The 26,554-nt window shown below is 63.6% G+C and carries 17 protein-coding genes and 2 pseudogenes; 1 reads left to right on the top strand and 18 read right to left on the bottom strand.

The genetic code is table 11. The features are described 5' to 3' along the window. Positions 1–466: 466 nt before the first annotated feature. The 8 genes and pseudogenes from K410_RS36350 to K410_RS0101055 form a co-directional block, all read right to left on the bottom strand. On the bottom strand, positions 467–943 hold the full coding sequence (locus tag K410_RS36350) for a hypothetical protein (RefSeq protein WP_063831399.1): 477 nt from the start codon (positions 941–943) through the stop codon (positions 467–469). Then, positions 912–2,804: a site-specific integrase gene (locus K410_RS36345; protein ID WP_049819867.1), complete on the bottom strand. Its 1,893-nt coding sequence runs from the start codon at positions 2,802–2,804 to the stop codon at positions 912–914. The genes K410_RS36350 and K410_RS36345 overlap by 32 nt, the downstream gene beginning before the upstream one ends. Beyond that, positions 2,804–4,630 carry a site-specific integrase gene (locus tag K410_RS0101085; protein ID WP_028133121.1) on the bottom strand — a complete coding sequence of 609 codons (1,827 nt, stop codon included), beginning with the start codon at positions 4,628–4,630 and terminating at the stop codon, positions 2,804–2,806. The genes K410_RS36345 and K410_RS0101085 overlap by 1 nt, the downstream gene beginning before the upstream one ends. After that, positions 4,617–5,777, bottom strand: coding sequence for a tyrosine-type recombinase/integrase (locus K410_RS0101080; RefSeq protein ID WP_028133120.1), 1,161 nt, complete (start codon positions 5,775–5,777; stop codon positions 4,617–4,619). Before K410_RS0101080 ends, K410_RS0101085 begins: the two co-directional genes overlap by 14 nt. Positions 5,778–6,827: 1,050 nt before the next feature. Continuing rightward, positions 6,828–7,043: pseudogene (locus K410_RS0101070) on the bottom strand (zincin-like metallopeptidase domain-containing protein); the annotation flags it as partial. A 56-nt stretch (positions 7,044–7,099) separates the two neighbouring features. Then, positions 7,100–8,005, bottom strand: a complete 906-nt coding sequence (locus K410_RS0101065; protein ID WP_028133118.1) for an ArdC family protein — start codon at positions 8,003–8,005, stop codon at positions 7,100–7,102. Between the two features lie 350 nt (positions 8,006–8,355). Continuing rightward, a complete protein-coding gene (locus K410_RS0101060) occupies positions 8,356–10,518 on the bottom strand; it encodes an integrase (RefSeq protein ID WP_049819865.1) in 2,163 nt (720 codons plus the stop codon). Further along, on the bottom strand, positions 10,515–11,723 hold the full coding sequence (locus tag K410_RS0101055; protein ID WP_230646861.1) for a hypothetical protein: 1,209 nt from the start codon (positions 11,721–11,723) through the stop codon (positions 10,515–10,517). The genes K410_RS0101060 and K410_RS0101055 overlap by 4 nt, the downstream gene beginning before the upstream one ends. Before the next feature lie 141 nt (positions 11,724–11,864). On the opposite strand from K410_RS0101055, the gene K410_RS40915 reads away from it, so the two are divergent. Next, positions 11,865–12,272, top strand: a complete 408-nt coding sequence (locus tag K410_RS40915) for a hypothetical protein (protein WP_230646860.1) — start codon at positions 11,865–11,867, stop codon at positions 12,270–12,272. Between the two features lie 23 nt (positions 12,273–12,295). Here the strand turns inward: K410_RS40915 and K410_RS0101050 are convergent, their stop codons facing one another. From K410_RS0101050 to K410_RS0101000, 10 genes and pseudogenes are all read right to left on the bottom strand, one after another. Then, positions 12,296–13,612, bottom strand: a complete 1,317-nt coding sequence (locus tag K410_RS0101050; protein WP_028133115.1) for a tyrosine-type recombinase/integrase — start codon at positions 13,610–13,612, stop codon at positions 12,296–12,298. A 367-nt stretch (positions 13,613–13,979) separates the two neighbouring features. Continuing rightward, positions 13,980–14,696: pseudogene (locus K410_RS36340) on the bottom strand (ArdC family protein); the annotation flags it as partial. A gap of 295 nt (positions 14,697–14,991) precedes the next feature. Continuing rightward, positions 14,992–15,579: a hypothetical protein gene (locus tag K410_RS0101040; protein ID WP_028133114.1), complete on the bottom strand. Its 588-nt coding sequence runs from the start codon at positions 15,577–15,579 to the stop codon at positions 14,992–14,994. A 395-nt stretch (positions 15,580–15,974) separates the two neighbouring features. Further along, the gene (locus K410_RS0101035) at positions 15,975–16,298 is read right to left on the bottom strand and encodes a hypothetical protein (RefSeq protein ID WP_028133113.1); all 324 of its coding nucleotides are present in this window, start codon (positions 16,296–16,298) and stop codon (positions 15,975–15,977) included. A gap of 209 nt (positions 16,299–16,507) precedes the next feature. Further along, positions 16,508–17,380 (bottom strand): DUF7007 domain-containing protein, encoded by an 873-nt coding sequence (locus K410_RS0101025; protein WP_028133111.1) that lies wholly within the window; start codon positions 17,378–17,380, stop codon positions 16,508–16,510. Then, on the bottom strand, positions 17,377–17,850 hold the full coding sequence (locus K410_RS0101020; RefSeq protein WP_028133110.1) for a UCP036055 family protein: 474 nt from the start codon (positions 17,848–17,850) through the stop codon (positions 17,377–17,379). Before K410_RS0101020 ends, K410_RS0101025 begins: the two co-directional genes overlap by 4 nt. Positions 17,851–17,934: 84 nt before the next feature. Further along, positions 17,935–19,623, bottom strand: a complete 1,689-nt coding sequence (locus K410_RS0101015) for a ParB N-terminal domain-containing protein (RefSeq protein WP_028133109.1) — start codon at positions 19,621–19,623, stop codon at positions 17,935–17,937. Between the two features lie 251 nt (positions 19,624–19,874). Beyond that, positions 19,875–24,968 carry a helicase-like domain-containing protein gene (locus K410_RS0101010; protein WP_028133108.1) on the bottom strand — a complete coding sequence of 1,698 codons (5,094 nt, stop codon included), beginning with the start codon at positions 24,966–24,968 and terminating at the stop codon, positions 19,875–19,877. A 160-nt stretch (positions 24,969–25,128) separates the two neighbouring features. Further along, the gene (locus K410_RS36335; protein WP_049819864.1) at positions 25,129–25,686 is read right to left on the bottom strand and encodes a hypothetical protein; all 558 of its coding nucleotides are present in this window, start codon (positions 25,684–25,686) and stop codon (positions 25,129–25,131) included. Between the two features lie 10 nt (positions 25,687–25,696). Then, positions 25,697–26,299, bottom strand: coding sequence for a DUF1419 domain-containing protein (locus K410_RS0101000; protein WP_028133107.1), 603 nt, complete (start codon positions 26,297–26,299; stop codon positions 25,697–25,699). Positions 26,300–26,554: the final 255 nt, after the last annotated feature.

The raw sequence follows: 26,554 nt of genomic DNA, 5'->3' as shown, positions 1-26,554 counted from the left end.
ATCAGGTCGCGACCATCGCGGCCTTGATGGCGATCGGAAAACACCGGGCGACCGGCCCGCACCCGAAGGGCTGAAACGCAGTGGAAGGCGGCGCAGGGACGAGCTTCTTGTCTCGCGAGGAAGCCGCGCGGAGGCGTCAGCCGAGCACGGCGGGGAAGAAGGTCGGCATCGCGCTGTTGCGGGATCAAGGGCGGGCTGCGCAGCAGCCGAACGCGGTGTGAGATACGCCAGCAAGAAAGGCCGCAATGGACGCACTTCTGGACAGCCCTGCGAAGGAGAACCCTTGGCTTATGGCATAGAAACACCAGCGACGACGGCGCGACGGCTTATCGAGACACTTCCCGCGCATCGGGCATAGACGTCGTCATCCGAGAGGCCGCGACGGACACGACATTATCCTGCATCGTCCGGCAACGAGCGATTGGTGCATGGAGCGGCAAGGAGGTTGGACGATACAACGACATCATCATCGACCCTCTCCGTGCTCACCTGCCGAAGATCGTAGCAAGCTGGGGCGACGGTGGCGATCAAGCTCCCTAGTCAACTGCGCGATGCGGTGCTCGGCCCTGTCGGCACGGCGCTCCGCTTCGATCGCGCGCCGCATGAGTCCGGCATTCTCGGTCGCGAGCTGACGAAGCTGACCCTGCATGATGTCGACGGCGATGCGTTGTTCGGCGACCTTCTCCGTGATGGCGGCGATCCGACTGGGAGCGCGCCGTTGCTGACGGACACGGGTCAGCTCATCGAGGATATCGCGGTGATTGGCGTAGATGGCGTTACGCCCAACACGCGCTTCCCGCGCGAGGGCTGCAACGGTCAATTGCCGCTCGATCATCGAAGACTCATCGAAGCCGTGGGTCAGGCGATCAAGGGCGGCGCGCAGCTTCTCGGCTGTCGCCTGCACGCGTCGATCAAGTGGATTTGCGGCCGTCGTCTTCGGCACGGGCTTCTCCTGTGGCAGAAAGATCGGAAAGGACGCGCTCGCACTCGGCGATGCGCGTTCTGGCGAGAGCGATACTTGATGCATCGAGTCGATCGTCAGCGACCAAAGCGAGGTTGCGGTCAAGGCGCGCTTGCCACACCGAGCGATGCCGCTCGGTAACTGCGAAGTTGGCGCAGCTCATGCAGGTACTCTCGGTGCGCCACAGCGAGTTCGGACCGCGTTCGTCACCCATGCAAGCGGCGGACTCGGCGCGGTAGACACAATACCCCCAGTCGCAGACGCCGAGCCGCATGCCGCTCTCCTCGATGAGGAAGTCGACATAAGATATGAGTTCGCCGTCGCGGGTCCGGCCGCGGAAGCGTGACCGCGATGACAACATGCGCCCCGCCTTGCCACCGAGACGCGACGCGGTGAGCAGTTCCTCGAGGGCGGATCGGGTCTCCTCGAGAGTTTGTGCATCGACGAGTTCGTCGAGATCGAAATCTGTCCCGACATAGGCGCGATCGGTCATGATGCGCGTCACATGCCCGAAATGGTGCTGCAAGGCGTGAAGGCCGGTGCGGTCGCGCTTACCGACGAAGCGGGCGAAGGTCTTGCGGCCCTGATGGGTGGTCAGCCGCCAGGCGCTACCGTCGGAATTGGTGCGAAGCGCGACGAACGGCGCGAAATAGGCGTTGAGACGCGATACCAATGTGCTGCTAGTAACGACATCAATCGCGCGCGTGTCGATGATGCCGTGTCCCCGCATGGCGAGCCAGAGTTCGGAGCGGCCAGCCTGTTGGCGCAAAGGGGCGGACAGTCGCTCCAGCACCTCGATGGCTCGGACGACGGCTTGAGGAGCGGCCCATAGATGCGGCTGGCCCGCATCATCGGCGGCGGTCTTGAAGATGCGCCCGCGAAGATAGGAAAACGTCTCAGTTGCGTCCGCCGACCGATGCTGCTCGATACAATCGGCTTCCAGAGCGAGGATCTCGGAGACCCTGGCGCCGACGAGATACGAGATGACGACAAAACAGGCTTCGTAGATCCTGTCGACGAGGAAACGCACCTGCTTGGTGCCGATGATCGGCGGATGCCAGGGAGCATCTTCGCCGTCGAGACAGGTGAACTTGAAAGCGGCGATCAGCTTCAATACGGGTTGCCGCACCGATGGCCTGGTAAGGCCTCGGGCACGTCGTTCTTCGTAGAGGCTCGCCGCCTGATCGCGAAGCGCGATCAGGTCGTCGGCCGGCTGGCCGATGAGGCGGATTGCCTTCGAAATGAGAGACACGGCGATCGCATCGGGGGTGAATGGCCATCGTTCGGCTGCGCGTCCGCCGAATCCGGAAAAGGCGCTGGCGCGCTCGCCGTCGAACGGATCATCCGGAGGCGGATCAGCGAGCTTGTGGCGTTGCAGCCAAAGCGCCGCGACGACGTTGGCGTAGGCATGACGTGTGTTGGCGGTGACGGCATTGCCTCTGACCGTGATGCGCTCTGCAACGACGCTAAGAAAACGCTGGGCAGTCTCCCGATCAAGGGCGCCGAAACCGCGCATCCCTTCGTCGGCCATCCAGCAGATCAGGACGCGCAATTTGTGACCAACCGTTACAAGGCTACGCGCGCGAAGCCGACGTCGTCCACGCGGCGGATCGACCCGAAGCGACCACAGGAAGGTTTGCGCGTCCTGAAGCCATTGGGACCAGCGTGGCGCGGTGAAATGGCTGCCGTCGGGCAATTGAAAATCCCAGTCGAAGCGCAACTGAGACAGGCGCAGGCCAGGCCGAAGTCCATCGAACTGCCATTGTGGGTCTGACCATTGCGACTGTTCCGAAACCTTTTGTGGGCGATCGAACGTCCGCCGGATAGCTGGCGTACCTGACATCACTCAAGCTCCGGCAACGCAGGCATACCGTTGGCGAGCACACGCGCGGCCTCGTGCATCGCCGGCGGGAAGTCCGGAAGAACGTCCTGCGTGAGAACTCGCCACGACGGCGCGTAGAGGAGATTCCAGCGTCGGGGATCGAGCCGGCTGCGGGCCTGCTCGAACCGATCGATGGCGGCGAGGATGCGTGCCAGATGTTCCGTGTCGATCGGGATGACAAGGCCGGGACAGGACAGGCAGCCACCGAAATGTGGGCACAGGCGACCATTGCTGTCATCGCCTGACACGATGGGGGCAAGGCAATCATGTCCGAACGGAGCGTTCCCGCTGATCGTCGCGACGGCTCGCGCGGGTTCGATCCGTTCGGAGCCGCGAACCCATGCGACCATCAGGTCTTGCAGGCGAGCGATCATCTGGCGCTGAAAGCGAGTCGTCTCCTCGCTCTTGAGGTAGGTCTCGGTCGTCGCGGCGCTGGCATGATTGAGGATCGATTGGGCCACGAGAATATCGCCGCCGGAGGCGCGATAGTGTTCGGTTGCGACCGTGCCGCGAAACAGAGTGGGCGCGAAGCTAGCGATCCGCGAACGCGGGCTGTCGGGATGTGCTGCATTCCACTCATCGATGCGATGGTTGGCGCGCGTCGTGAATCTGAGGATAGCGCGCCTGAGGACAGAATGCTCGACCACCTCCGTGCGGCTACGAAGCGAGCGGCGGGTGGACTCCGTATAGATGCTGCGCGTCAGAAACAGACGATCCTGCTGCGTGGGCGAAGCATCTGCAACAAGCGGTTCGGTCAAGGCCAGCACCATCGCGATCAGGTTCGGCGCGGCGTATCGTCGACGCCGATCGAACGACCGACGCTGCGCCTTCTGGAGCCGGGCGCTGGTCTTGGCCTTGTTCCAGTCGACGATAACGCGATGCTCGTCGAGGGGATGCGGGACGAGGCAATCGCGGCGGATATGGCGCAGAGGTTCCGGATTGGCGGCGGTCTGGATGGCGATCGCCAGAAAGAACGGAACGAGCGTATCGGTTGTGATGTGAAAATATTGCGTGATGGTGCGATAGCCGCCCCAAGACTTCACGAGCGTGGCGGACTTGATCCCGTGCTCTTCGAGAACAGCCCTGTCGGGCATGCGACCGTCCTCGATGCGGCTGATCCGCCATATCCATCGATCGAGTCCCTGACCGCGCAGTATCTTGGGCGGAAGCTCGGTGCGCCGGATGACATCCTGCCCATGCTGAAACCGAGCCCAGACCTCATCGATCTCTTCGTAGCAGGCGCTCAGGATCGCCTTAATCTGATCGGGTGGCAGCCGCCGGCGCGGTTGCTGATGCATTCGCCTGCCGGGAAACGGATTCCAGGGAATCTCAAGATCACGCGGCAGCGCGCCGGGTCGATTGCGCTGGCACCAAGACAGCAGCGGCCGAAGCAAACTAAAGGCCGTGGCATGCGCCCCGCGCGGCGCGCGGGAGGCCGCCTGTGTCCCGAGCCAGAGCACGTAGCGGCCGAGCGCGGCGGTATCGACATCGCCGGCTCTCTTGATCGTGCCATCGTCGACGACGTAGCGGGCAAAGCGGAGGATCGCTCCCCACGTCGTTCGGCGGGTCGCCGGCGTTTGGCCGACGCCATGCTCCCGGAACGCTTGGACCATGAGCCCGCGCAGATCGGCAGGCAGACCGGAAAGCTGCTCGGGGTCGAACCGTTGGATTGGCCGACCCCAGGCATCGGTGAAGATAACCTTATCGGTGATGAGGTCCGTTGCCGCATTCTCCGGCGGCGCAATTGTAATACGCCGATTGATCGACGTCCTTTTACGCCCGGCCATGAGGCACCAACTCACCGTAAAGATAGGCCAGGCTCTCGGCGAGCGTGTCGGCATGAAGCTCGACGCAGCGCAGATAGATTGCCGTCGACTGAATCGAGGCGTGTCCGAGCAGGACCTGCACGATCTTGAGCGGATTGAGATCTGGTGTTGTCGCCGCCTGCTTCTGCAGGCGCACGAGCATGGTCATAGCGAATGTATGCCGCAACCAATGGCCCGATCCTGTCAGCCCTGCCGACTGAAAGGCCGCGCCGAACGCGGCGGAAAACCTCGCTTTCGACACTGGGGCGCCGTTGCTGTTGAGGAACAGCGCCGATGACGGCCGATAACCGGCGCGTGTTCTGCGTCGGTGCTTCACCAGCGCTGCGCGCCGCTCTCCCGCATACCAGTGGGTCCGGTCGATCAGCCGCAGCGGCGGATAGACAGTGCGCGGCCGATCGCCCTTGGTAACGGTCAGCGGCACCCCGATAAGCGGGTCTTCGTCGATGTCCAGGTGAGCGACATCCGGCACCTGATGTAGCTGCAAGCCGCACAGTTCCTTGCGGCGCATGCCGGTGGCCAAAGCCCACTCGGCGATCAGGTCATAGGGTGACGGAAGATGCCGAAACAGGGATTGGAGCTGATCGACGCGCAGCGGTCGCGGCAGACGTTCAACCTCGGAAACAGTCAAAATGTTCGCCATCACGGTCGCAGGCCGGTGATCCAGATGCGCCAGCATGCCCTGACGACGCACTGAGCGAAGCGACACCTCAACATAGTCGAAGGGCACTGCCTCGATCAGACCGCGCCGATGCGCCCAAGAATAAAAGCGGCAGACCGTCCGGACACGATCGTTCACGGTGGACCGAGCATAGGGGCGCCCCGTATGGGGGCTCGGCGCGGCCAGCATCCGGTTGCGGTAGGCCGCGATCGTTCCCTCATCGGCGAGGTGCCAGTCCAGCTCACTTTGCTCCAGGCTGTCGAACCAGTCGTGCAGGTGCTCGCTATACGTCCTCAACGTCTCCATCGCATGCGAGCGGCCGGGAATGGTCGCGAGTTCGATCAGATAGCTAAAGGCAGGCTCGACAATCGACATCTGCGCATCGAGCAGAATGGGAAAGCCTGCTGGAATCCCGTCAACACCGGGCACTGCCCGTACAATCGAAACCATCCTGCTCTCCGGTGACAAAGCACCCGGAGGTGCAAGGTGACATCGATACCGTTCCAGTACTCACGACGTCGATGACAGAGATGACGGTACACAAACAAAAGATAATCGGAGCGCCTTCGGCGCGAGTCTTCTTTGCGATGCGAGGGGTTCCCCTCGCGCTCTCCCGTTCGCCACGTGGCAGGGGTGCAGGACTTCGCCTGCACCCCATCAAATAGCTTGTGGTGTCGCCGCCGCGTCAAGCGTTGTCCTCGCTACGCTGCGGGAACGCTTGACCCGGACGTCTGCGTGCCAGGCTCTCCGACGGTGGCGCTAAAGGACACTTCTCAGCACATGACCTAAGCCGGTGCCGCTCGAGGTGAAGGTGCCGATGGTCGCCATTGTCGTGTCCTTTCAGTTTCCCGGGCCGCCCATCGCGGCCTCGATGGCTGGCGACAGACCGGAGGCGATCGACCCGCACCCCGAAGGGGCCGGCACGCAGTAGAGGGCAGCCAGGGCACGACTTTCTTGTCTTGCGCGAGGAATGGACGCGCGAGCGGCCAGGGGAAGAAAGTCGTAACCGGCTGTTGCGGGGATAAGAGCGAGGCGGCGCCTTAGCGACGACGGCCTTCGGTCAGACATGCCAAATCGAGGACGACGTGGGTGTGCCTGAAGAAACGGCCGAGGGACACGATTTGCGCTCATCGAAACCCGACCGACGAAAGAACCCGATCACCGATCACCGCACACATCTTTCAATTCCTCAAGCTTGCGGGTCGAGAGCCGAACCGGGAAGGTAAGCGCGCTGCCCGGCCGACAAGAGCCACAGGGCCCGCAAGGTGAACGCACAGGCTGCGACCGCGATTTACTCGGCACAGCGATGACCTGCGCAACGCCAGAACGTTAGGTTCCCTCGAAGGAAGGCCGGCAAGGCCGCTGTCGGTTCGCGATATCCAGCCCGAGGAAAGGGCGCGGGCTGGCCGTCGAGCAGCCGACAAGGAGCGAGGGTCTCTGTGCTGATCGCCGGACAAGGAAGGGCCGGCAAGCGTCGGCGCGAATCGCGCTGTGCGCTCATCATGCCGCCTCCTCGACGTCTGCTGCTTTCGGCTGCAGGTCGTGGAGATAGGCGACGGCGCGTTGCGCATGCGCGGCAGCCGAGAAGATAAAGCGCTTCTCATTAGACAGAACCTCCAACCACGATGCGAGGTAGCTCGCATGATCCGGCCGCGGTTCGAGTTCGGGAGAGATCCCGAGATCCGCGCAGAGGAAGCAGCTCCCGAGTTCGGCAATATATCCTGACAGTCCAGCCCTTATTTGAAAGTTTACGCCGCTGGAGATGGTGCTGATCATGCTGCCATCTCCTCGGTTTGAGGCTGTTGGGCGTGCATCCAATCGGCCGCCTGCTGAGCCTTGCTGGCGGCCGTGAAGATGGCCCGAGGATCGTCCTTGAGGAGGCGCAACCAGGATGCCACGTATGCGGCGTGATCGGGCCTGGGATGATGGGCGACACCCAAATCTGCCAGGATGAATGACGCCGCCAATTCGGCGGTGGCTTCTTCGATCGGCAGCCAATCGCGCTTGAACCGTTCCTGGAAGTCCCGGTCGAGCCTGTGCTTTGCGCCTGTGGCATGCGCTGCCTCATGTATTAACGTGCCGGCTTGGGCCGCTGGGCTCGTGAACACCGCGTATTCCGGCATGAAGATCGTGTCGAGGTCGATGCGGTAGTGCGCATTGTAATTGCCGGTGACGATCGGGATCTTCAGTGCATCGATGAACGCGTCGACGTGAGTGAGGCGCTCGCTCTCCGGAAGCTTCTCGACGATCTGCGGTTCGTAGCCATCCACTTGGGCGACATTGAACACTGTGAAGGCACGTGCGAAGACGCGGCGACGAACGTCATCGTCACCGTCGTCTGCATCGTCGTTGGTGGCCGCCTTTGCCTGCTTCCAGAGAACAACCGTCGTTCCTCGTTCGCCCTTGCGCACCTGCGCGCCGATGGCGAGCCATTGTCGATAGGTTCCCCAGAGGCCGTCGGCGTAGCCCTGAGCTTGCGCAGCAATCCAGAGCGCGAGCACGTTGACACCCCGGTATCGGTTGCCCGACGAGATGTTCTGAGGGCGGGTAATGGCGGTGCCGTCGTGATGCCAGGGCATGCGCCATTCGCCGGCGCCAGCTTCGATGGCGGCGACGATCTCGGCGGTGATGCGGGTGTAGACATCGGCGCGTTCCGCCGAACTCGACGTATGGGACATGGGAGAATCTCCGCGGCCGGCGGAGCAAGCCTCTCTCACTCCCTCAACCGGCCGCCCGATTCCGGCCTTCCTCGTCCTCTCCCGCCGCCCGACAGGGCGGCCGTCTTTTGTTCTGCGCTGTCTCATCATGATGGGTGCTCCCGTTCGGCCGGGGTCCGTCCCCGGCGGCGGAGCAGCCACCTGCGATGCCCGAAAGCGCGACCGCGCACTCGCAGAGCCGAAGCGACAGCGGAGGACGGCGATCAGCCGTTGCGCGGCCGTGCGGGGCATCGCGCGCTCCGACTATGCCGGGACGGACGCCGACGAGAGCGATTCGGCGCGGTTACAACATCAGGCCTGGAGTTCTGACGTCAGTTGCTGCAGTCGATATCGTGGAGGACAGCCTCGATGCGCGCGAGATCCTGTTGCAGGGCGGAGCGCTGTAGCGAGGACAACCGCTTCTCTTTGAGGACGGCTCTCGCCTCATCTGCGGAACGCACCCATGCTGGCCGGTGTCTGGCGGTGATGCAGGCGTTTGGACAACGTGTTGGTTGGCAAAGCGCCGTCAGCGGCGTCTTGTTGTCGGCGTTGGTTGCCTGCTTCAGGCATAGGGCGATCCCGGGATCGAAGAAGCAATCGGCGAGCACCCCGACGTGCAATGTGCGCGCGAGACTAGCGAGCATCGTGCGAAGCCGCGCGCGATCTGCAATCATGACTGGAAGGGGATCAAGTTCTGCCCCCGCAGCATCAAGCGCCTTCGATATGCGCGGCGCCGCTGGTCCGGACAGTGTCGAGCCAGTCTGTCGCTCATCGAAGTAAACCAGCAGATCATCTAGTTGCCCAAGCGCACGCTGGCTCTCGACCTCGGCGCGAAAGCCGGACTTGCTGGAGCCGGCATAGCCCTCGAAGGCAGCGACGGAGGCGTGCTTATACTGGATCATGCCGGCGATCGCGCCGAAGGGACGGTTGGCGATATGCCATGCGATCGTTCGGCGAAATTGCCGTGTTGTGATGCGCCAAGGCTTGCCTTCGGGGCTGGTGGGAATAACCGGCTCGTTGACCGTGCCGAACAGCTTATTGAGGTGATCGCGGTAAAGATTGAGCTGCCGCACGATCTCGGCAGAGAGGTGATCCTTGCACACGGATTTGGCGGCCAGGACCGGCCAGAGTGTCGTGAGTCCGCGGGCGGTTGCCGCCGGGAACGACAGGCGCTCCAATACCTCGACGGCTTTGGCGACGGGTTCGATCGTGATCCATTCGGCCGCTTGGCCATGGCTCGACTTGCCTTTGTAGGCGACCGATCGGACGCGGTGGCGCATGATCAGACCATCTTCGCTGCGGGTAATGGAGAGACACCCGCGCTGCATTGCTTGAACTTCGCAGTCGCGCATGCCGCTCAGATACGCGCACAGGACATAGGCCGCTGATTGCAGCATCCGCTCCTCTTGGGCGAGCGTCTTGGCGTCGAAACGGGGTCGCCACGGTCGACCGGTCTCCGGCAGAAGAGAGATGCAGGTGTCCATGCCGCCGGTCTCAACGCCGAGTTCGCGTATGGCTGCATCGATCAGGTCCGGCGCTCCGCTCGCAAGCTGAATATGCATCCTGGACTCTGCGCGGGCATCGATCCCGATATGAAGATGAAGCAGGTGCGAGTTGACAGGAGGCAATACGTCACCCGTCTCTGGATGCCGCAAAACGGTGCCATTGTGAGCAGTCCCCCAGATCGGCACACCGCGCTCTTCACGCCGGCGCCGCTCAAAGTAGTCCGTGAGACGCCGGCGCTGTTGGCCACGGCGCTGTTTGCGGTCGAGGACCTGGTCTAATCGAACAAGCTTGGCGCAATGGGCCTCCAATCGATCCAACTCTTCACGGGCGGCGAAGATATCGGGCGCAAACTCGGTGACGTAGCGGATCGACCAGGCCAACAGTGGCGCGATGACTTCTTCCGGCATCCGTGGGGTGCGGTTCTCGCGGACGTGACGATAACCAGCGACACGGGCTGGAGCTTGTCCGCTCCACGGCTGGAACGACAGCCCTCGGGAAGGAAGATGATGACGATAGGCATGCAGGTCGATCGGCACTTCCAGGAGTTGGCCAACAATGACAGGCCGACGGCTGCGATCGGTCTGGAGATGGCGGGCATAGCGGTCGAGCAATTGCTGATCGACCCGCGAGAGATCGACAGCGCCGAGTTCGCCGCGGACGAACTCGAAGAATCGGCGCGCCCTGTTGAATATCTGCCGGACACAGGCAGGTGGGAGCTTCTTGCGATGACCAGGAAGGTCGACGTTGAGCCGGACATAGAGGAACTCCCGGATTGCTTCGCGGGTACCGATGTCTTCGACCGATGCGAAATGTACGGTGACGTGGCAGCGACGGGCGTTCTCGCGGAATACGGCCGGACCGAGATCCCAGCTTGCGTCGCCATAGCGCGAGAGGCAGCTCCGATCGAAGCCCTTCTTCAGCGGCGCGGAAGCAAGAACCGGACGATCGTCTAGTCCCTGTCGGGATGGAGCGAAGGCCACTTGGCTCATGGCCGAACCTCGGGCGGAAGATAGAGAGATTGTTGGGCGGCCTCGCTGCGAGCCTGGGCGATCACACCTTCAGAGAAGACGGGCAGAATCTGCTGGGTGATGCGTGCATGCGCGCGACCGAACTTGATGCTCCACTCGGCCGCAGAAAGCCCGGCCCGTTCGCCCTGGATAAAGTCAAGAAAAGCGAGAATCGCGGGCAGCTTGCGAGCAGTGATGACTGCATTGCGGCATTCCAGACACCCCCAGAACGGCTGCGGACAGGGCGAGCCTGCTTCGGCGAAGGGACTGTTCTGGAAACCTGAGCACGCCGCGAGCCAAACGTCCTGATCTCCATCCAGGAGCGCCGGCACGCTATTGGTCTGCACGGGGACATCAGCACCCTGGCGCCAAAGAGATTCGCTGTCGGGTGACAAAACGATCGGTCCTGCCGCCGCGACAACTTCCGTAAGGGCCTTGGCGACGGTGGCTTCATGCAATGGGCGCAGTGAAGGAATATCGGCATAGTGGCGAGCGGCGATCTCCGGCGTGTGGCCGACGGCAAAGCGCGCCATGTGCCCTTCGGTCTTGAGATACCAGAGTGCCTTATGCGTCTTGCGCAGCCGGGCGAGAGTGAGGTGAAGAGGACGGCGATCGTCGTCAACGATGCCGTGTCCAGCGACCCAGTTGTCCACCAACTGATGCGGGTGGTCGATGCCGGACCGAAACTGTCCGCGCCCTCTATAGTGATAGACCCAGAGAGACTCGACCGAAAGGAAGCGCCTGGTAAAGCCCGTCACTTCGATCAGCTTACGGATCAATCCGCCAGGTGTGCCGAGGCCGCCATCATGAACTCGCAGGCGCTTCTGTTCGGCACCGCGCGCGCGACGCTTTATGTAGCTGATCTCGACCGTACCGGGTCTGGGGTTCTGCAAACAGTCGATCGTCAGGGTCTTGCAGCATTCGATCTCGAGCCCCGTCTCCAATGACAGGAAGGTCAGCAATGGCGGCAGATCGGATGCGAGCAAATGATGGCGGCTATGGAGATCCTCGCAAAGGTTGGAAACCGGCAAGCCACGGCGCAGGCGCATGAAGTACAGGCGTTTGAAGGCGCGGTCCGAGTGATCGATCTTGCCTTCGGCGGCAATCGTGGCTTCAACATCGGCGACCGCACTGCGGAGGCTGGCGTCACCCGCCTCGTCGAGCGGACGGCCGATACGCCTGAACATCTTGCTGATATCGGCACGAGCCGCGTCACGTAGCTGACGAGCGACGAACGGACTATATGCGTCGCGGGGCTGCGATCGCCCGGCGGATTGCGCGCTCGTGTAACTTAGGCGACGGCGGAGCCCCTCATCGAGAAGGCCGGCTTGATCGGCATCTATAGAGCGCAGCGCAAGAACCGCCTTCGCGAGGACCATGTGCCGATGGATCGGCGTCATGCCGGCGGCCTCAAGGGAGGCTTCGTATCCGTCAATATCCTGCGCGCGAAGATCGGCAGGCTTCGTGGCATGAGAGTGGTCTCGCAGATACGCGAAAAACCGATGATACGCCGCGATGTGCTGCTTGATGGTGCTGCGCGCTCCCAACGAGCCGCCGAGTTCGGCCTGTCGGCGAACAGCGCCGGCAAAGGCTATAGCGAGTGCTCGCGGGCGCAGGTCAGTGAGATCGACTTCGACGATCCCACCATAGCGCGCCTCAATGTTGAAGCGCAGACCGAGCACTTGGTGACCGGCATGAGCCGGGACAACACCATCTGCGGGCGCAAAACGAACTGAAGTTCCCTTCCGCGGCCGCCGCCTCATAACGAGTGCTCCGACGGCAGCAGCGCCAGTAACTCCGCGACGGCGGCATCGACGGTATCGGCGCGCGAAGCGATATGATCGAGATAGATGTAGGTCGTTGCGAGGCTGGCGTGGCCAAGGAGGCGCTGGACCTGTTGCAAGGGATCGCCGAGGATCTGCCGATATCCTTCCATCGATCCAGCGGGCAAAGCTGCATCGCGAAGCCGGTGCTGGATCAGCATCGCGAGCATATGCACGGCAAAGGTATGGCGGAGCTGGTGCGGGGTGACGTTGATCGAAAAGCCGAGAGACCTGCACCGCTCGGATGCCCGGGCGAAGATCACTTCCCAGGAGTTCGGTTGAACCGGCAATCCGACTTCCGTGAGCCACAGCACGGCCGGCTCGCTCGGTGTACCGTCGTCATCGCAGACGATGATCCTGTTGCGCTCTTCAGGGCTGAGCAGGTCAAGAGCGAAGTTGCTCCCGTCGAGCAGTCGCAATCGGGAAGCTGACCGCTCCCCATGAACAAAGATCGGACGTTCGAACGAGCGCCAGCCGGAGCGTCGCCGGAACTTCGTGACCGCGTGAGCCCGTTCAACCGCGATGTAGGCCCGCGCCTGTTCAAGCAGTCGACCGGAAAGAAGAATCTGGCGACCACGATCACCCTTGGTCAGCGCGTCCGGCAGATCGAGCCACACCTGTCGAGCTGTTCGCCGATCGACGGCAGCGAGGTCGGACGCAAACAGAAAGGAGGCTTCTTCCAGCCGAAGGCCTGTCGTCACAACGAAGTCGGAAAACAACGCATTGCGAATGCCGTTGCGATCACGGGCTCCGGGGCGTGTTCTGCCATCAGGCATAAGGCCTCTGAGGCCGACGTCCCGAAATACCCGGTAGTCATCGAGCGTGACAAAGCTGACATCCGCTCGACGTGCAGCCGGCTCATAGGCGTCGTTGCGTGCCGTAATCTGTGCTCGCCGGCCGCCGTATCCTCGCCTCCAAACGGAGCGGTGCGTGAACGGCGCTTCGGAGACCAGGCCCTCGTGAACACCCCAGCGATAGAGGCGATCGAGACAGGCGACAGCTCGATTCCAGGACGCCGCAGAGATGCGTTGGCCGGCCTCGGCCCGGCGACGAACTCGATGGTAGGCGAGGACGTCGCGACGATCACCTTGCCATACGGACTTGCCGCAGGCTTCCGAAAGAAAGCGGACCCAGACGAGGACATCATAGCCGTATGCACGAAGGGAGTGCCGTGAGCGAACGCCATTGAGAGGAAGATCGCGGAAGAAACGCTCCAGATCAGGATCGTAGAGCACACCGTCCCGGAGGATCATGGGGACGTGTCCATCAAGACCGTCTGCTGATCGACGCTCCTGAATAGTGATGTTCGAAGCCGGCCTTACCTTGTCCACAAGTTCAATCTTCCCCCGGACCCCCCATACGGCGAGCCAGCATCAACGAAGGCGTTCAACGTGCCCGGCGCTATCGAGGCCGGCCGCCGCCAGCTATGTGGGAGCGCTGCGGCCGACGGTGACCACCGCAAAGCCGTCCGCCCGCTACGGCGCTATTGGATGGCGCGCGTGCGGACGGCTTTGCTCTACCGAGCTACACCACAAGTGGGAACACGACCTACCGCCTCCGTCAGTCCCGTTGCATCGACGTCAGCAAGACACTGAGAGTCGGTGCAGACTGTCAAGATAAGGCAATCAGCTCTTCGCGCGCGCGTTCGCTCCGATCCTTGCTGTAACGGCTAAGATCGCGATTGACGCGGTGAGCGGGAGCAGTCCAATGGACGGTCTCATGCGCTCTGACGGCGACATATGAGGCCGTGTCGCGAAAACTGTCGATCATTGGCATCTGGATGTGATCGGACGAGGGCGCGTAAAATGCCATCGAGCCGCCGTGCCGAACGATCGCGCCGGTGTTGGCAAAGAAAGAATCGGCGTGTGCGTTGCGCTCGATCGTTGATGCGATAGCTGCCGGCCGATCGTAATAATGCTCGGGCAAGCCATCGATTTGATCGACACAAAAGACCGTATAGGCTTTGAGGAAGGGGATATCTTTTTCGACTTCGTCGCCGTGAGCGTCGGTCTCGGTTTTGGTGAAGCGGCTCGCATAGACCACAGTGCTGCCGGTCTCGCCTTTGCGAACATGCGCGCCGAGTTCGCTGGCCTGCTTGAACGTCATCCAGATCGGAGACCGGAAGCCGCGCGCGACGGCCTCTGACCAAAGCAAGACGACGTTGATGCCCGAATAGGGTTGGCCGTTGTGTCGCAGCGGTCGGGTGATGCGGCCTGCCATATTCGGGGCAGTCCAAGGTTGAACCCAGGGGCGCACGCCGCGTTCGAGCTCGGCGACAATGCGGTCCGTGATGCGGGCGTACAGGTCGCCTCGCGCCTTTTCTCCGTTCCTGTTCATTATTACTAACCTCCATTCGGGAGGCCGCGCCCATCGCGGCTCCTCACGGGGTCCGCCACCGCCGGGCCAAAAGTCCGCGCACCCGAAGGGCCGAAGCAGCGCGAAGGACGGCGAAGCCGTTGCGCGGACATTGGGTCCGGCGCAGGACCACGGACCGGGAGGGGCCGATGATGGCGAGCAGCACGGACGGCGGCTGCCTTCGTTGCAGCGGCGACATGAAAAGGGGCGGTCTTGCGGGACCGGTCCGTCGGTGGCCGAAGGAAGAGGCGCGGGGCCGAAGCCCCGCGCTGGTCGGTCAGTCGAACGCCGACATCTGCGCCTTGGCCGCTTTCCGGCCGACGGTATCTGTCGTGTTGTCGACAAGCCGCTCGAAAGGCTTCCAGGTCTCGCCAATGACCTTTTCGTAGGCGGCGACGGCGCCTTCGGCGGCCATGCGAAGCGCGTGAGCCTGCACGCCCATGTCGGCAGCGAATTCACGCTTGCGCTGTGCCTGGCTATCGAAGCCGACCGGACCATCGAGGTCCTCATCGCGGCTGTCGTTGGCGAGTTTGGCGGTCGCATCTCGCGCTTCAGTGACTGCTCGGGTGTAGAACTGGCCGGCTCCGTGCGCGGACCCGACATAAGCACCGACGATCCGTTGAAGGTGGATCTGCATGGCGCGTTCACTCAGGCCGTCCCTGAGCGCGTCGGCGGTCTCGATGATGAACCGCTCGTGCAAATCGCGGATGCCGTCGCTGTCGAGGATCGCCAGGCCGAAGCTTTCGGAGATGCGTTGTGCCTGTGCGGCGTCTGGACAGGCGAGCCGGACCATTTCGAGCGTGATGCCCTTGCGGAGCGGGATGACACGGGCGCTGGCGCGAGAGGAACGGGCAGTTTTGGTCATGGTGAGATCCTTTCTCGGTTTCGCCTTGGGAGCTTCGGCCCCCGGCCGTCGCTCCCTCGGGTGCGGTCGACCAGAACCGGCGCGAGCGGGCCGCTTCAGGGGGCGGCGGTTGCACGGCGAGCATGGGCGGGGTGCGGCCGAGCGGGCCTTTAGGTCTGCGAAGGCCGCAGCCCCCCATGTCGAGACGGCGGCCGCCGATCGCTCGCGACTTGCCCTTGAAGCGGACCGCGGCCGGTTTAGACCGCAGCACAAACCGAGGGAGCGATGGCCGGGGGTCTACGCTCGACCCCGAACCGGGATTGGCTCGCCATGACCGACCGCTTTCCTCCAAGCTCGCCGTTTCGTCCTTGCCGCCAGGGCCTGGTCGACATGATGTCCGCACGGACGCAGCATCATCACGACGCCGCCCTGCTGCTGTGGCGCGATCGCAGCGCGACGATCGCAAGCTCCTGCCACTCGAGCTTGCGCATCAGGGCATCGATTTCGCCACGCCGGGCCAGTGTGAGCTCCGCAACATGTTGCTGGAACAGCCGCTCGTCGGCGCGGGTCCAGGTTAACGCGCCGCGCCGAGACTGTCGCCGCTTCACGCAATCGGTGACCGTCATGCGCTCCGCACGGGAGACGATCTGACGTTCGATGATGCGAAGGTGGCGACGCGTGTCGCCCTCGGACGCCTCGATCCTCGCCTGCAGCATGCGTTGTTGCATCGCCTCGTTCATGGAATCGTCCTCCGTAGCCTTTCCCGGAGCGAAGACGCGCTGAACTCCGGAGCGTGTACGGAGAGCCGCACGGCGCGCTTCCACGCGTCATCTCCGCTAAGATGCCGTTTGAGCCGCGGGTGCCAGACAACGAGGACGGGCGTGATGCCGTCCTCGTCGGTGGCCTCGCGCCAGCCAAAGGCTTTGGCGATGAGGTGCCATGGCATAGATCACCTCCATCCTACGAAGTTCGAGGGGCCGTCGTAGAGACGGTGCCGCGCTTCATCGATGACGAAGCCGAAGCGGCCCGGGCGGTATTCGTCCGAAGGGACGAGATAGCGGCGCTGTTCGGCCGCGCGGCGATCGCCACCAAGTGTGGCGACGCATTCCGTCATGCCCGCCTGGTGGTCAGAGCGGATGGCAGAGATCACGACCCAGCGGACGGCATAATCGCGTTCGAAATCACGCCGATCCTTCTCGTGGGATTCGCCCGGTCGAAGGGGCCGGCCGTGTATCGTCTCCCAAGCGTCGGGATACCAGTCCCGGATCGTCCGTTCAGCGCCGCGCCGTTCGTAGTCGGTGAACAGCTCCGGGAAGGCCTGCGCGACGGCCGCCCAGGCGCAGTCTTCCTCGTACCAGCCGTCGGGCGCGCGAAGGGCAGGGTGGACCTTCGCGTTGTGGGCGGCGTCGAGATGAAAACCGCCGTGCCCCGCGGTCGAATGTACCACGACGCCGTCCGAATAGAGGGTCGCGCCCTGCGATACGCCCCAGGGCGTATTTGCGCGGGAGCGAATCTCTCGCCGGCCGAGCGCGGCCCGCTGACGCTGATGTTCGGCATTCTCATGCACACGCGCCCGGAAGGCGGTTTCGTCTTCCAGCTCGCCGCTATGACCGTAAAAGTCGGCGCGTGTCCACTGTTCCATCGGCCCACGTAGCCGCCAGGCCGATGCGAGATAATAGTGCCCATTGGCCCCCGGCATCATGACAAAGGCGTTGTCACCAACCCTGGCCACGAGAAGACGGTCATGCGTGCGGGCAAACAAAACCTCCACCGAGGCACGCGTGGCATCGTCGATGTGAGAGGCGATTTGAGGCGTGTTCATGCCGCCCTCCCTTCAGCCGTATCCGACGTGCACTCATTGGCAGTGACCTCATCGAGCACGGCGTCGGAATAACGATGGGATGCGAGCCACGCTTCGGCGGCGACACGCGTGTCTGCGAGGTGCAGAAGCTCGGCATCGGCTCCGGCGCGATTGAGAACGCGCACCTGTCCGGGCTTCGGACGTTCGATCACGGTGAACGTCAGCGGTGAATTCACCGAGAAGGTCTTGAAGACCTTCAGGACGATGACGCCGGCACTGCCGAAGTCGCCCTGATGCAGCGTGATGCTTGCCGGCGTCATATGCGCGCCGACGATGTGCGGCTCGCTTTTGCGGACGAGGCGACCGCCATTGTTGTTATTCTCCCAGGCAGCGAGCTTCTTTTTGAAGCGCTCGGGCGGCCGCGGTGTACCGTCCGAATAGCGGATGAAAGAGCCTAGCGGCATGCGATCGTAGATCTCTTGTGCGGACATATCGTCCTCCTGTCAGAGCGTTGAAGACGGAACCGCCGCCGGACCAGGCCGGCGGCGGCGAGTGTTCGAAAGAAGAGAGAGGGTCTACTCGGCCGCGACGGCGAAGGAGTCGGCCGGCTCGGAGATTGCATCGTCACCGGCGACGTCCTCGCCCAAGGTGTCTTCTTCTTCGCCGGTGTCAGACTCGTCGGGCGCATCGTCGAATTCGTCCGCGTCAGCCGCGGAGAAGCGGTCAATCCAGGCCGCGATCTTGTCTGGCGCGGGGGCGAACAACGCCACGGAATGCACAAGGCGCCCATCGGCGAAGTGCTTGACGAGCTCGGCGCGCGTGTCCTTTACCCGCGGGCGCGGCAGCACGGGCGTGCTGCCGCAAACCGCTTCGAGAGCGGTGCGAGACAGGCAGGATAGGAACTCCTCCGTACCCATATTTGGCAGGAAGCTATCGGCACCGATCGCTTCGCCTGCGACCCGCGCGACGATGCCGCTGTCGGAGCGGTTCTCGCGGCACGACAACACGTCGATCAGCACCGCACGGGCCACCTGCTGGAGAGTCTCGCGGTCGAAGGCGAGCTTTCCGTCCTTGTCGATCAGGCGCGCGCCGTGCCGCTCGATGCGCGCGTAGCCATCGGCGTTGCCGGAGGTCGTGCTGACATTCTGGCCGGCGAAGGCGAGCACGAGCAGCGCGAGCAGCGTGTTGTCCTCGATCGGCGCCCGGCCGAGCGCCTCGTGCAAGGCGTCGGTGCGGAGGTCGCCAATCATCTCCATGCCCCGCCGTGTCACGTCGGGGCGCGCCTTCGGCGCTTCCGCGGCGCCGTCGTCGGACGTGGCCACGTCGGTTTTCTTCGGCGTCGGCATGCGGTAGCAGACGGACTGCACCTTGCCATCGCGATCAAGATACATCGCAGTGTGGTCGGATTTGCCGGGCTTGCCATAGACACGGTCGGCCTTCGGCGGCAGCTTCGGCTGGCCATACTCATTGACCTCGACGATGGCCCCGCGCTTGGGCAGATGGCTCGCCATCCATTCGTGCTGTGCGCCGAGATAGGCCTCGACATCGGTCGTGTAGCGACTGTCCTCGTCGGCCGGCGCGAACAGATCCTCCTGCCAAAGGATGCCATAGGCCTGGGCGAGGTCCTCGCCGAAGCTTGCATCGCGCGCGTACATCCGCGTCTTGGTCAGCGCCTGCGCGACGCTCCACCATGAGACCTGGGGATTGGCCTTGCTCGGCTTGTGTTTCTTCCAGACCTCCTTCTGATCCTCGAGCGAGGCCGAGGCGATGGTTCGAAGCTGGCGTTCGTCGGGCATGTCGCCTTTCGCCATCTGGTCCAGCATTGCCGGCAGCACGTTGGCGAGCAGGCGCAGCTTCTTGATCTGCCGCACCGGCTGCGCGAGCGCGACGCCGATCGCCTCCTCGGTCCAGCCGAGCGCGACGAGCCGTTCGATGGCACGCCACTGGTCGACCGGATTGAGCGGCTCATGCGCCAACGTCTCGGCGAGAGACCGCATGGCGCCGCCATCTTCAGCACGGTCAACGACGAGGACCGCGATCTCCTCAAGGCCGGCGCCAATAGCCTGCTTCACGCGCCGGTGCCCGGCATCGATGACGTAACCGTTGCCGCCGTCGCTCTCGGGAGCCACCACGGGCGGCTGGACGATGCCAACCGCCTTGATCGTGGCGAGCAGCAAGGCGTCGGCCTGAGGATTGGATTTGGAGTGGCGCGCCTTGTCGGGGTTCTCCTTCAGCGCGCGCGGATCGACGAATCTCAGTTCCATGGCAATGCTCCATCGAGGGGTTTGGCCCGCCGCCTCGGCCGGCCTTCTTCGTCTTCTTCCCGAAGACCCCCTCCGGCCCGCAGGGCGGTCGGAGCGGCGCAACTGCCGGCGAGCATCCCTGCCCGGCAGGCGTGAGCGGGGCGCCGTAGCGCGCCTTGCGAGCGCGCCGTGGCCGGGTTCGCGAGACGGTCGGTTGAGCGCCAGCGGCGCCGCGCCGACCGCTCTGCGAGAAGTTTTTCTCCTTCTCCCGATCACGCCGCGATGCGGCGTGCTTCTCCTGCTCCTTTTCCTTCTCCTTCGCTCGTCGCGGCGAGTTCGGCTTCGATAGCCGCGAGCTCCGCGCGCTTCAGATCGAGTTCGGCGTCGAACGCGAACGCCTCGCCAACCCGCGGTCCATAGGTGGCAAGGCGCTTGCGGGCGTCGGCGAGGCGGTACCGGTAGGCCTCGCACTCGCCGTCGAAATTGGACAGGGCATGTTCAAGCCGAGCCACGGCGCCCAATGGCGTCACCGTCACGGGAAGCTCGATCTCGAACTCCGCGCCGGTACGGTGAAGGACGGTTGTGTAGTGGTATCCGTCACGTCCCAGGCGCTGGCCTTCAAAGGTGAGTTCGAAGCCGCCGATCGAGGCGATGACCATCTCCTTCTCGTGCTGACGCTGGACGAGGGTCAGGACCTCCTGCATGAGAGCGCGGCCGGCGAGCTTGCGCTCTCTAAAGACCGTGCCCGTTACCGCCATCACGAAGGCGTCTCCCGCGGTTGGCACCAAGCGTACTATGTCCTGCCCGATCTCGCTGATGCGACGGGTGGCGCGCTCGACCTCGCGCTCGGCATCGCGAATCTGGCGGCGAATGGCATGCTGGTCGTCGATGTGGGCGGCGCGGAGCCGTTCGAGGCGAGCGATCTCGGCCTCAAGCCCCGCCTTCTGCATCAGGCGCGGATCGCCAGACGCGATCGCCTTGGCCATCGCGAACTGGTTCGCCTGGCCCTCGCCGAGATCCTCAAGTCGGCGCACGCTGGTATCGCCAGAGAGCGCGGCGGCGATGAAGCGGGCCTTGCGCTCGTTGTTCTGCCACATGGTAGCGTCGAGCGAGCCGAGCGTCGCGTAAGCAAAAATTTCGACTTCGTCATGCTGGTTGCCTTGCCTGACAATTCTGCCTTCGCGCTGCTCGATCTGTGACGGCAGCCAGGGGACGTCGAGGTGATGCAAGGCCTTCAGGCGAAGCTGGACATTGACGCCGGTGCCCATCGTGTCGGACGAGCCGATAATGAAGCGTACCTTGCCGGCATTGAAATCGTTGAACAGGCGCTGCTTCGCCTCGGATTTCCTAAACTCCTGCATGTAGGCGATCTCGGAGGATGGCACGCCGAGGCGAACGAGCTCGTTCCGGATCCAGCGATAGGCCGAGAAGCCGCGCGAGGCCTCAACGGAAATCGTCCCGAGGTCGGAGAAGATGAGCTGCCCGGCACCGGGCGTTTCGAAGGGCTGGCCGTCTTTGCGACGATAGATGTTATCGCCAGTCTCCATCCAGATGCGAAAGGCATTGGCGATGAGGGCGTTGAGCTTGTTGCCCGCCTCGTTGTCCTGGCCTCGATCGACCAGGCGCAGGTCGATCGCGGCGTGCCGGCCATCGGTAATGACCGAGAGGAGAATGTCATCGCCCGGCTCCGGCGGGCGGTCGCGTTCCTCGATGGCGGTGATGCGCTCATCCAGCAGGCGCTGGTACGCCTTGAAGGCTGCGGTCGGCTCCGCGGTGATGATCTGGCGTTTGCCGCCGGCGATCTGTGGGACCTTCACATAGTCGCGCAGGTGCTCGGGCAGCACCACGTCGGCAAAGGAGCGGAACATGGCGATGAGTTCGGGGACGTTGACGAACTGGGCAAAGCGCGTCACCGGCCGGTATTTGCCCGAAGGCTGAAGCTCGAGTTCGGTCGACGTGTCGCCAAAGGTGGACGCCCAGGCGTCAAACTCGTGCAGGCCACGCTCGCGCAGCGCCGCGTGGTCCATCAGCCGCTGCACGGTGAACATTTCGCCGAGCGTATTGGTGATCGGCGTGCCGGAGGCAAGCACGAGTGCGCGGCCGGGGTTCTTCATGTCGACAAAACGGGACTTCACATAGAGGTCCCAGGCGCGCTGCGAGCCGTTCGGGTCGACACCGCGCAAGCTGGTCATGTTAGTGGCGAAGGAGAGCTTCCGAAACTCCTGCGCCTCGTCGACGATGATCTGGTCGACGCCGATCTCCGACAACGTGAGCAGGTCGTCCTTGCGCGACGCTAGCGCCTCCAGCCGCTCCTTGTGGCCTTCCTTCATGCGCTCGACACGCTTGCGCGAAAGCCGGTCCTGCGTGTCGATGCGGGTGAGTAGCTCTTCATAAGCCTCAAGCTCGTCCTGCAGCATCTGCTGCTCGAAGGCGGACGGAACGGGAATGAACTTGAAGGCGGAATGGGTGATGATGATCGCGTCCCAGTTTGCGGTTGCGGCCCGCGAGAGGAAGCGATGGCGCTTCTCCTTCACGAAATTCGTCTCGTCGGCGACGAGGATCCGGGCGTTCGGATAGAGCGCTAGGAACTCGCGCGCGGCCTGCGCCAGGCAATGGCCTGGCACGACGAGCATGGCCTTGTTGATCAGGCCGAGCCGGCGCTGCTCCATGATCGCGGCCGCGATCGAGAGCGTCTTGCCGGCGCCGACGGCGTGGGCGACGTAGGTGCTTCCCGACGAGATGATGCGCCAGATGGCACGCTTCTGGTGCCCATAAAGAGAAAAGGCGCCTGAGGCGCCCGGAAGTTGGAGATGCGACCCGTTGAAGTGGCGGGGTACGATGTTGTTGAAGGTGTCGTTGTAGAGCCGCGCGAGGCGATCCGTGCGGTCCGGATCGGACCAGATCCAGGTCTGGAATGCGGTTTTGATTTTTGCGAGCTTCTCCTTGGCCGCTTCGGTTTCGACGGTGTTGAGGATGCGCCGTTCGCTGTCGCCCTCCTTCACCGTGTCAAAGATCTGCGGGATCGACGAGTTCAGCGCGTCCGAGAGGAGCTCTCCGGCGTGACGGCGGTGCGTGCCCCATTCGGTCGTGCCCGCCGCCGTCCACGATAGTTGCCGCGCATTGACCGTCCAGCAAGCAAGCTCGGCCGTGTGGTGGATGGTGATATCGGCATCCATCGTCTCCTTCACGAAGGCGATGATATCGGCCGCTGGGATCCAGGGTGCGCCGAGGCGGGCCGTGATGTCGGAGGGGCGAAGATCTGGTGGCTGAACCCGCTCGAGCGCCGCGACGTTGCGGGTGTACGACGGGTCGAGCTCGACGACAGCACGTGCGGCGGCGAGCTTGGAGCGCACGGCGCCAGAGAGATAGGCGTCCGCTGTCAGCCACGCGCCGCTTTCCGGATCGCGGAAGATCGCATCACCGAGTTCATCGATCACAGTGTCGACATCGCCGTGCAGGAGCTCAGCGACGTGCTCCGGGTCGACGGCGCCGCGCTCGTTGAGCACCACGGCAAGGGCGTCGACGGCCGAGGTGATGACTGGCGCAGGCGGCGGCGCGATCACACGCTCGGTGAAGATCGGCCCTGGTTTCGCGGTGTTGCTCTCGAGGTCGTAGTCCTCGATCGAGGCAACGAGCCAGCAATCGGGATCGTCCGCGAACGGCGCAAGATTCGGCCGGCGGTGCGTTTCCCGAGCCTCGCCGGTCTCTTCATCCTCGATCGACGACACCACGGTGGTGTTGATGGGTCCAAAGTCCCGCACGAAGCTCGACCAGGCGATGCGGAGCCGGACCTGCGGCTGTTTCCAGGATTGGTCCGTTTCCTGGGATTTGAGGATCTCACGCACGGCGTCGCGGATCGGGATCAGCTTGCGGATGATGCGCGCGTGCTTTTCGAAGATGCCATCGGTGGAGCGCCCCTTCCTGATCTTGATGGTGACGGCTGCGCCGTCGACCATCTGCATCAAGGCGCCGTTCGACCCGATGAAATAACTGCCCTCGCGGATGGAGGGATCAAGCTCCTCCCGGCCCGCATGAAAGGCAGGCTCGGCGTCACCGGGGCTGACCGTCTCCGGCTCGCCGTCGTAGATGGCTCCCGGGAGATGGAGGATCGCGGCAGAAAGCGCCTCATCCAGATCGCCGCGGGAGCGCGGCAAGCAGGTGTAGGTCTCGCCGTATGGACCCGAAACTAGCGCATGTTCACCAAGCACCATTTCGGGATGTTCGGCAAAATACCTGTTGATTCGGATCGCTCCGCTATCCTCCGTCTCCGCGCGGACCTCGGCGAGGTCGAGCCACGCGCCGCCATCGGCAGGTTCGCCATGACGGCGCTTTCGGAAGAAAAGGACATCGACCACGACGTCGGTCCCGGCATCGGCCCGGAAGCTTCCCTCTGGCAGGCGGATCGCTCCGGCAAGGTCCGCCATCGAGGCGATGTGCCGACGTGCAGCCGCATCTGCCTTGTCCATGGTGCCGGAGGAGGTGACGAACGCGGCAAGCCCGCCGGGCTTGAGGCGATCGATCGACTTTGCGATGAAGTAGTCATGCAGACGCAGGCCGAGCGCGCGGAACGCGCGGTCGCTGCGCACGGCGCGGTCAGAAAACGGCGGGTTACCGATTGCAAGGTCGAAGTGGGACTTCAACTCCGCCCGCGCAAAGTCCTCGTTGAGGATCGCGGCGCGAGGCTGCAGCAGCTTCGCGATCCGCGCGGTCACGGGATCGAGCTCGACTCCGGTGACGTGGCAGAGGTCGCGCAACGGGGCCGGCATCAGGGCCGGGAAGAGCCCGCTGCCAATGCCCGGCTCAAGGATCCGGCCGCCTCGGAAGCCAACCCGCAGAAGACCTGCCCAGACGGCACGAACTATGAATTCCGGCGTGAAGTGGGCGTATTGGGTACAGCGCGCGAGTGAGGCGTAGGCGCGTGCGTCGACGAGATCCTCAAGCTGTTTACCGATGTCCTCCCAACCCTTGCGGAACTCATCCTCACCCAAGCGCCGAAAAACACCATTGGCGAGCTCCGACGCGCCGAAGCCGATGAAGCGGATGAGCTGCGCCTGCTCCTCAGAGGTCGCCGGACGATGGTCAGCCTCGATCCCGGCTGCGAGGCGGATGGCGGCGAGATTGTCCTGCGCGCGACCGCGCCAGCTCTTCGCAAGCCCGCGGTTGCCAACGAGATGGAAATTCTCACCCAAGGACACTGCGGGCTTCGACGCGGTAGACGCAGCCGGAAGGGGAGGAGCATTGGTTGCTGGCGAGATAACGTGATCATGCTCTGCCGCGGAAGGAAAAGCCGTTACCCCGAGGCCGAGACCTGATGAGAGTGAGCTATTGCTGAACAGATCGAGCGTGAAGGGATCGTTGAGCGCCATTGAAATTTCTCCTTGTGGCGAGGGCGCGTGTCGCCGGTCCGCAAGCAGGCGGGTGACGGCGTTCACAGTGGGTTGGAGGAGGGCCCGGACGGTCTGCCGGCGCCGAAAAAGCGAAGCCCGGCGCTTGGCCGGGCTGGTCGCAGGTCGTCAGGGGCTTGGACTATCGGTTGTCCGTCGAGGAAGGGACTTGACGAGCAGCCGCCGCCTTGGCCGCCTCGATCCGGAATTCCTCAAGGATGTCGGTCGTGGACCGGTAGCGGATGGCATCCACCGTGATCAGCATCACGCTGCCGCCGAAGCCATCCGGACGCATCTTCGTGCAGGTAAACGCCGTTGTGACCACGATTTCGTCGATCGCCGCCGAGCGACGTACGATGTCTTGAAACATCCGGTCCCAGCCGGCGTCGGGGTCGGTGAGATCGACGTCGATATCATCAGGCGGATCGTCGCTGGCGTCCGCGTCGTATCGCGAGAGCAGGCCGATGACGTGGTCACCTATGCTGCTCTGGCCGTGATCGCGGGACGCCGCCCAAGCGGTCCGCAGATCGTCGATGGACAAGGTGACGACGTCGCTCGGTCCACACCATGAATAATAGTAGATGCCGCCTTCGCTATTCTCGCTGTCGAAGACGAGATCAAGGATCAGGCGTTCCAACGGTGTCATGTCCACAGCCGGGATATCCGGCTGGACGACGGTCGGGGAGTGATAGTCTGCCATATTGCCCTCCTCAGGCCGCAAGCGGCGGAAGATGGCGCAGCTGCACGGGCAGCTTGGCGGCGACCTCGTCGTCGGTGAGATCGTCGAGAAGCTTCAGCACCGTGCCCGCCCCTCCGCAATACACCAGCACGGTGCGCTTGCCTTGCAGCGCGGCGGGCCAGCGCTCGCCGGCATAGCCGCGATAGTCGTCGTGAGTGCTCGACCAGATGTGCTCGAGGCGTTCGTCGCGAGTCATGGCGCGGACCGGCCGCGATTCGCGCTCGATGATGGCCCGCTTCATGCTCTCCGGGGTGCTGCGATCGGAGAGGTCGCAGTATCCATGGAAGAAGCGCTTGCGGCCGTCGATCCAGAGCGACAAGAAGACGCTCGTCACGCTATCGGTCACGAATTCGCGCATCGCGAACATGTCGCCGCGCATCCATAGCGGCGGCAGGATGTCGAGCATGTAATCGTGCTCGGACTCCGCGATCTCGAACCATTCGCCGGCGAAGAGGTGCCGTGCCTCCCCCGCGGCCATGGCCGGATTGCCGCGATGACGGTTGAACATACGATACATGTCCTGGCGCGTGGCGACGCCTTCGAAGACTTTGCGGATATTGGGTGAGGTGTGCATCGGCGGCTCCCTTGGCCTGGCCGGGCTGAAGCGCGAGCGATCCGTCTGATCTCTTCGTCACTTCAGCCCTTCATCAGACCTCCTCGCCGGCCGCCTCACCGGTTCGGCGGGTCAAGGGCCGCGGAACGCGGGCGAAAGCTTCACCCTTGACGCGCTGGCCGGGCATGCGGCAGCGCCTCAATTCCCTTTCATTTTTCCTTTCTCATTTGTTCGATCTCCTTCTCCTGCCAATCGCCGGCAGCATCAGGGCCGCAC

The sequence above is a fragment of the Bradyrhizobium sp. 22 genome, from assembly GCF_000482425.1.
In the GTDB taxonomy this organism is placed as follows: Bacteria; Pseudomonadota; Alphaproteobacteria; order Rhizobiales; family Xanthobacteraceae; genus Bradyrhizobium; species Bradyrhizobium japonicum_B.
The sequence above is the reverse complement of the archived record's forward strand: the minus strand, read 5'-3'. Positions and strand labels throughout refer to the sequence as shown.

Bases quoted from the DNA above. Each gene is read 5' to 3' on its own strand.
- K410_RS0101015 (WP_028133109.1), bottom strand. From the start codon at position 19,623: ATGGAACTGAGATTCGTCGATCCGCGCGCGCTGAAGGAGAACCCCGAC.
- K410_RS0101050 (WP_028133115.1), bottom strand. From the start codon at position 13,612: ATGATCCTCCGGGACGGTGTGCTCTACGATCCTGATCTGGAGCGTTTC.
- K410_RS36345 (WP_049819867.1), bottom strand. From the start codon at position 2,804: ATGTCAGGTACGCCAGCTATCCGGCGGACGTTCGATCGCCCACAAAAG.
- K410_RS0101025 (WP_028133111.1), bottom strand. From the start codon at position 17,380: ATGAACACGCCTCAAATCGCCTCTCACATCGACGATGCCACGCGTGCC.
- K410_RS0101035 (WP_028133113.1), bottom strand. From the start codon at position 16,298: ATGAACGAGGCGATGCAACAACGCATGCTGCAGGCGAGGATCGAGGCG.
- K410_RS0101065 (WP_028133118.1), bottom strand. From the start codon at position 8,005: ATGTCCCATACGTCGAGTTCGGCGGAACGCGCCGATGTCTACACCCGC.
- K410_RS0101020 (WP_028133110.1), bottom strand. From the start codon at position 17,850: ATGTCCGCACAAGAGATCTACGATCGCATGCCGCTAGGCTCTTTCATC.
- K410_RS0101040 (WP_028133114.1), bottom strand. From the start codon at position 15,579: ATGACCAAAACTGCCCGTTCCTCTCGCGCCAGCGCCCGTGTCATCCCG.
- K410_RS0101010 (WP_028133108.1), bottom strand. From the start codon at position 24,968: ATGGCGCTCAACGATCCCTTCACGCTCGATCTGTTCAGCAATAGCTCA.
- K410_RS0101060 (WP_049819865.1), bottom strand. From the start codon at position 10,518: ATGAGCCAAGTGGCCTTCGCTCCATCCCGACAGGGACTAGACGATCGT.
- K410_RS0101000 (WP_028133107.1), bottom strand. From the start codon at position 26,299: ATGCACACCTCACCCAATATCCGCAAAGTCTTCGAAGGCGTCGCCACG.
- K410_RS0101080 (WP_028133120.1), bottom strand. From the start codon at position 5,777: ATGGTTTCGATTGTACGGGCAGTGCCCGGTGTTGACGGGATTCCAGCA.
- K410_RS0101055 (WP_230646861.1), bottom strand. From the start codon at position 11,723: ATGTTCAGGCGTATCGGCCGTCCGCTCGACGAGGCGGGTGACGCCAGC.
- K410_RS36335 (WP_049819864.1), bottom strand. From the start codon at position 25,686: ATGGCAGACTATCACTCCCCGACCGTCGTCCAGCCGGATATCCCGGCT.
- K410_RS0101085 (WP_028133121.1), bottom strand. From the start codon at position 4,630: ATGGCCGGGCGTAAAAGGACGTCGATCAATCGGCGTATTACAATTGCG.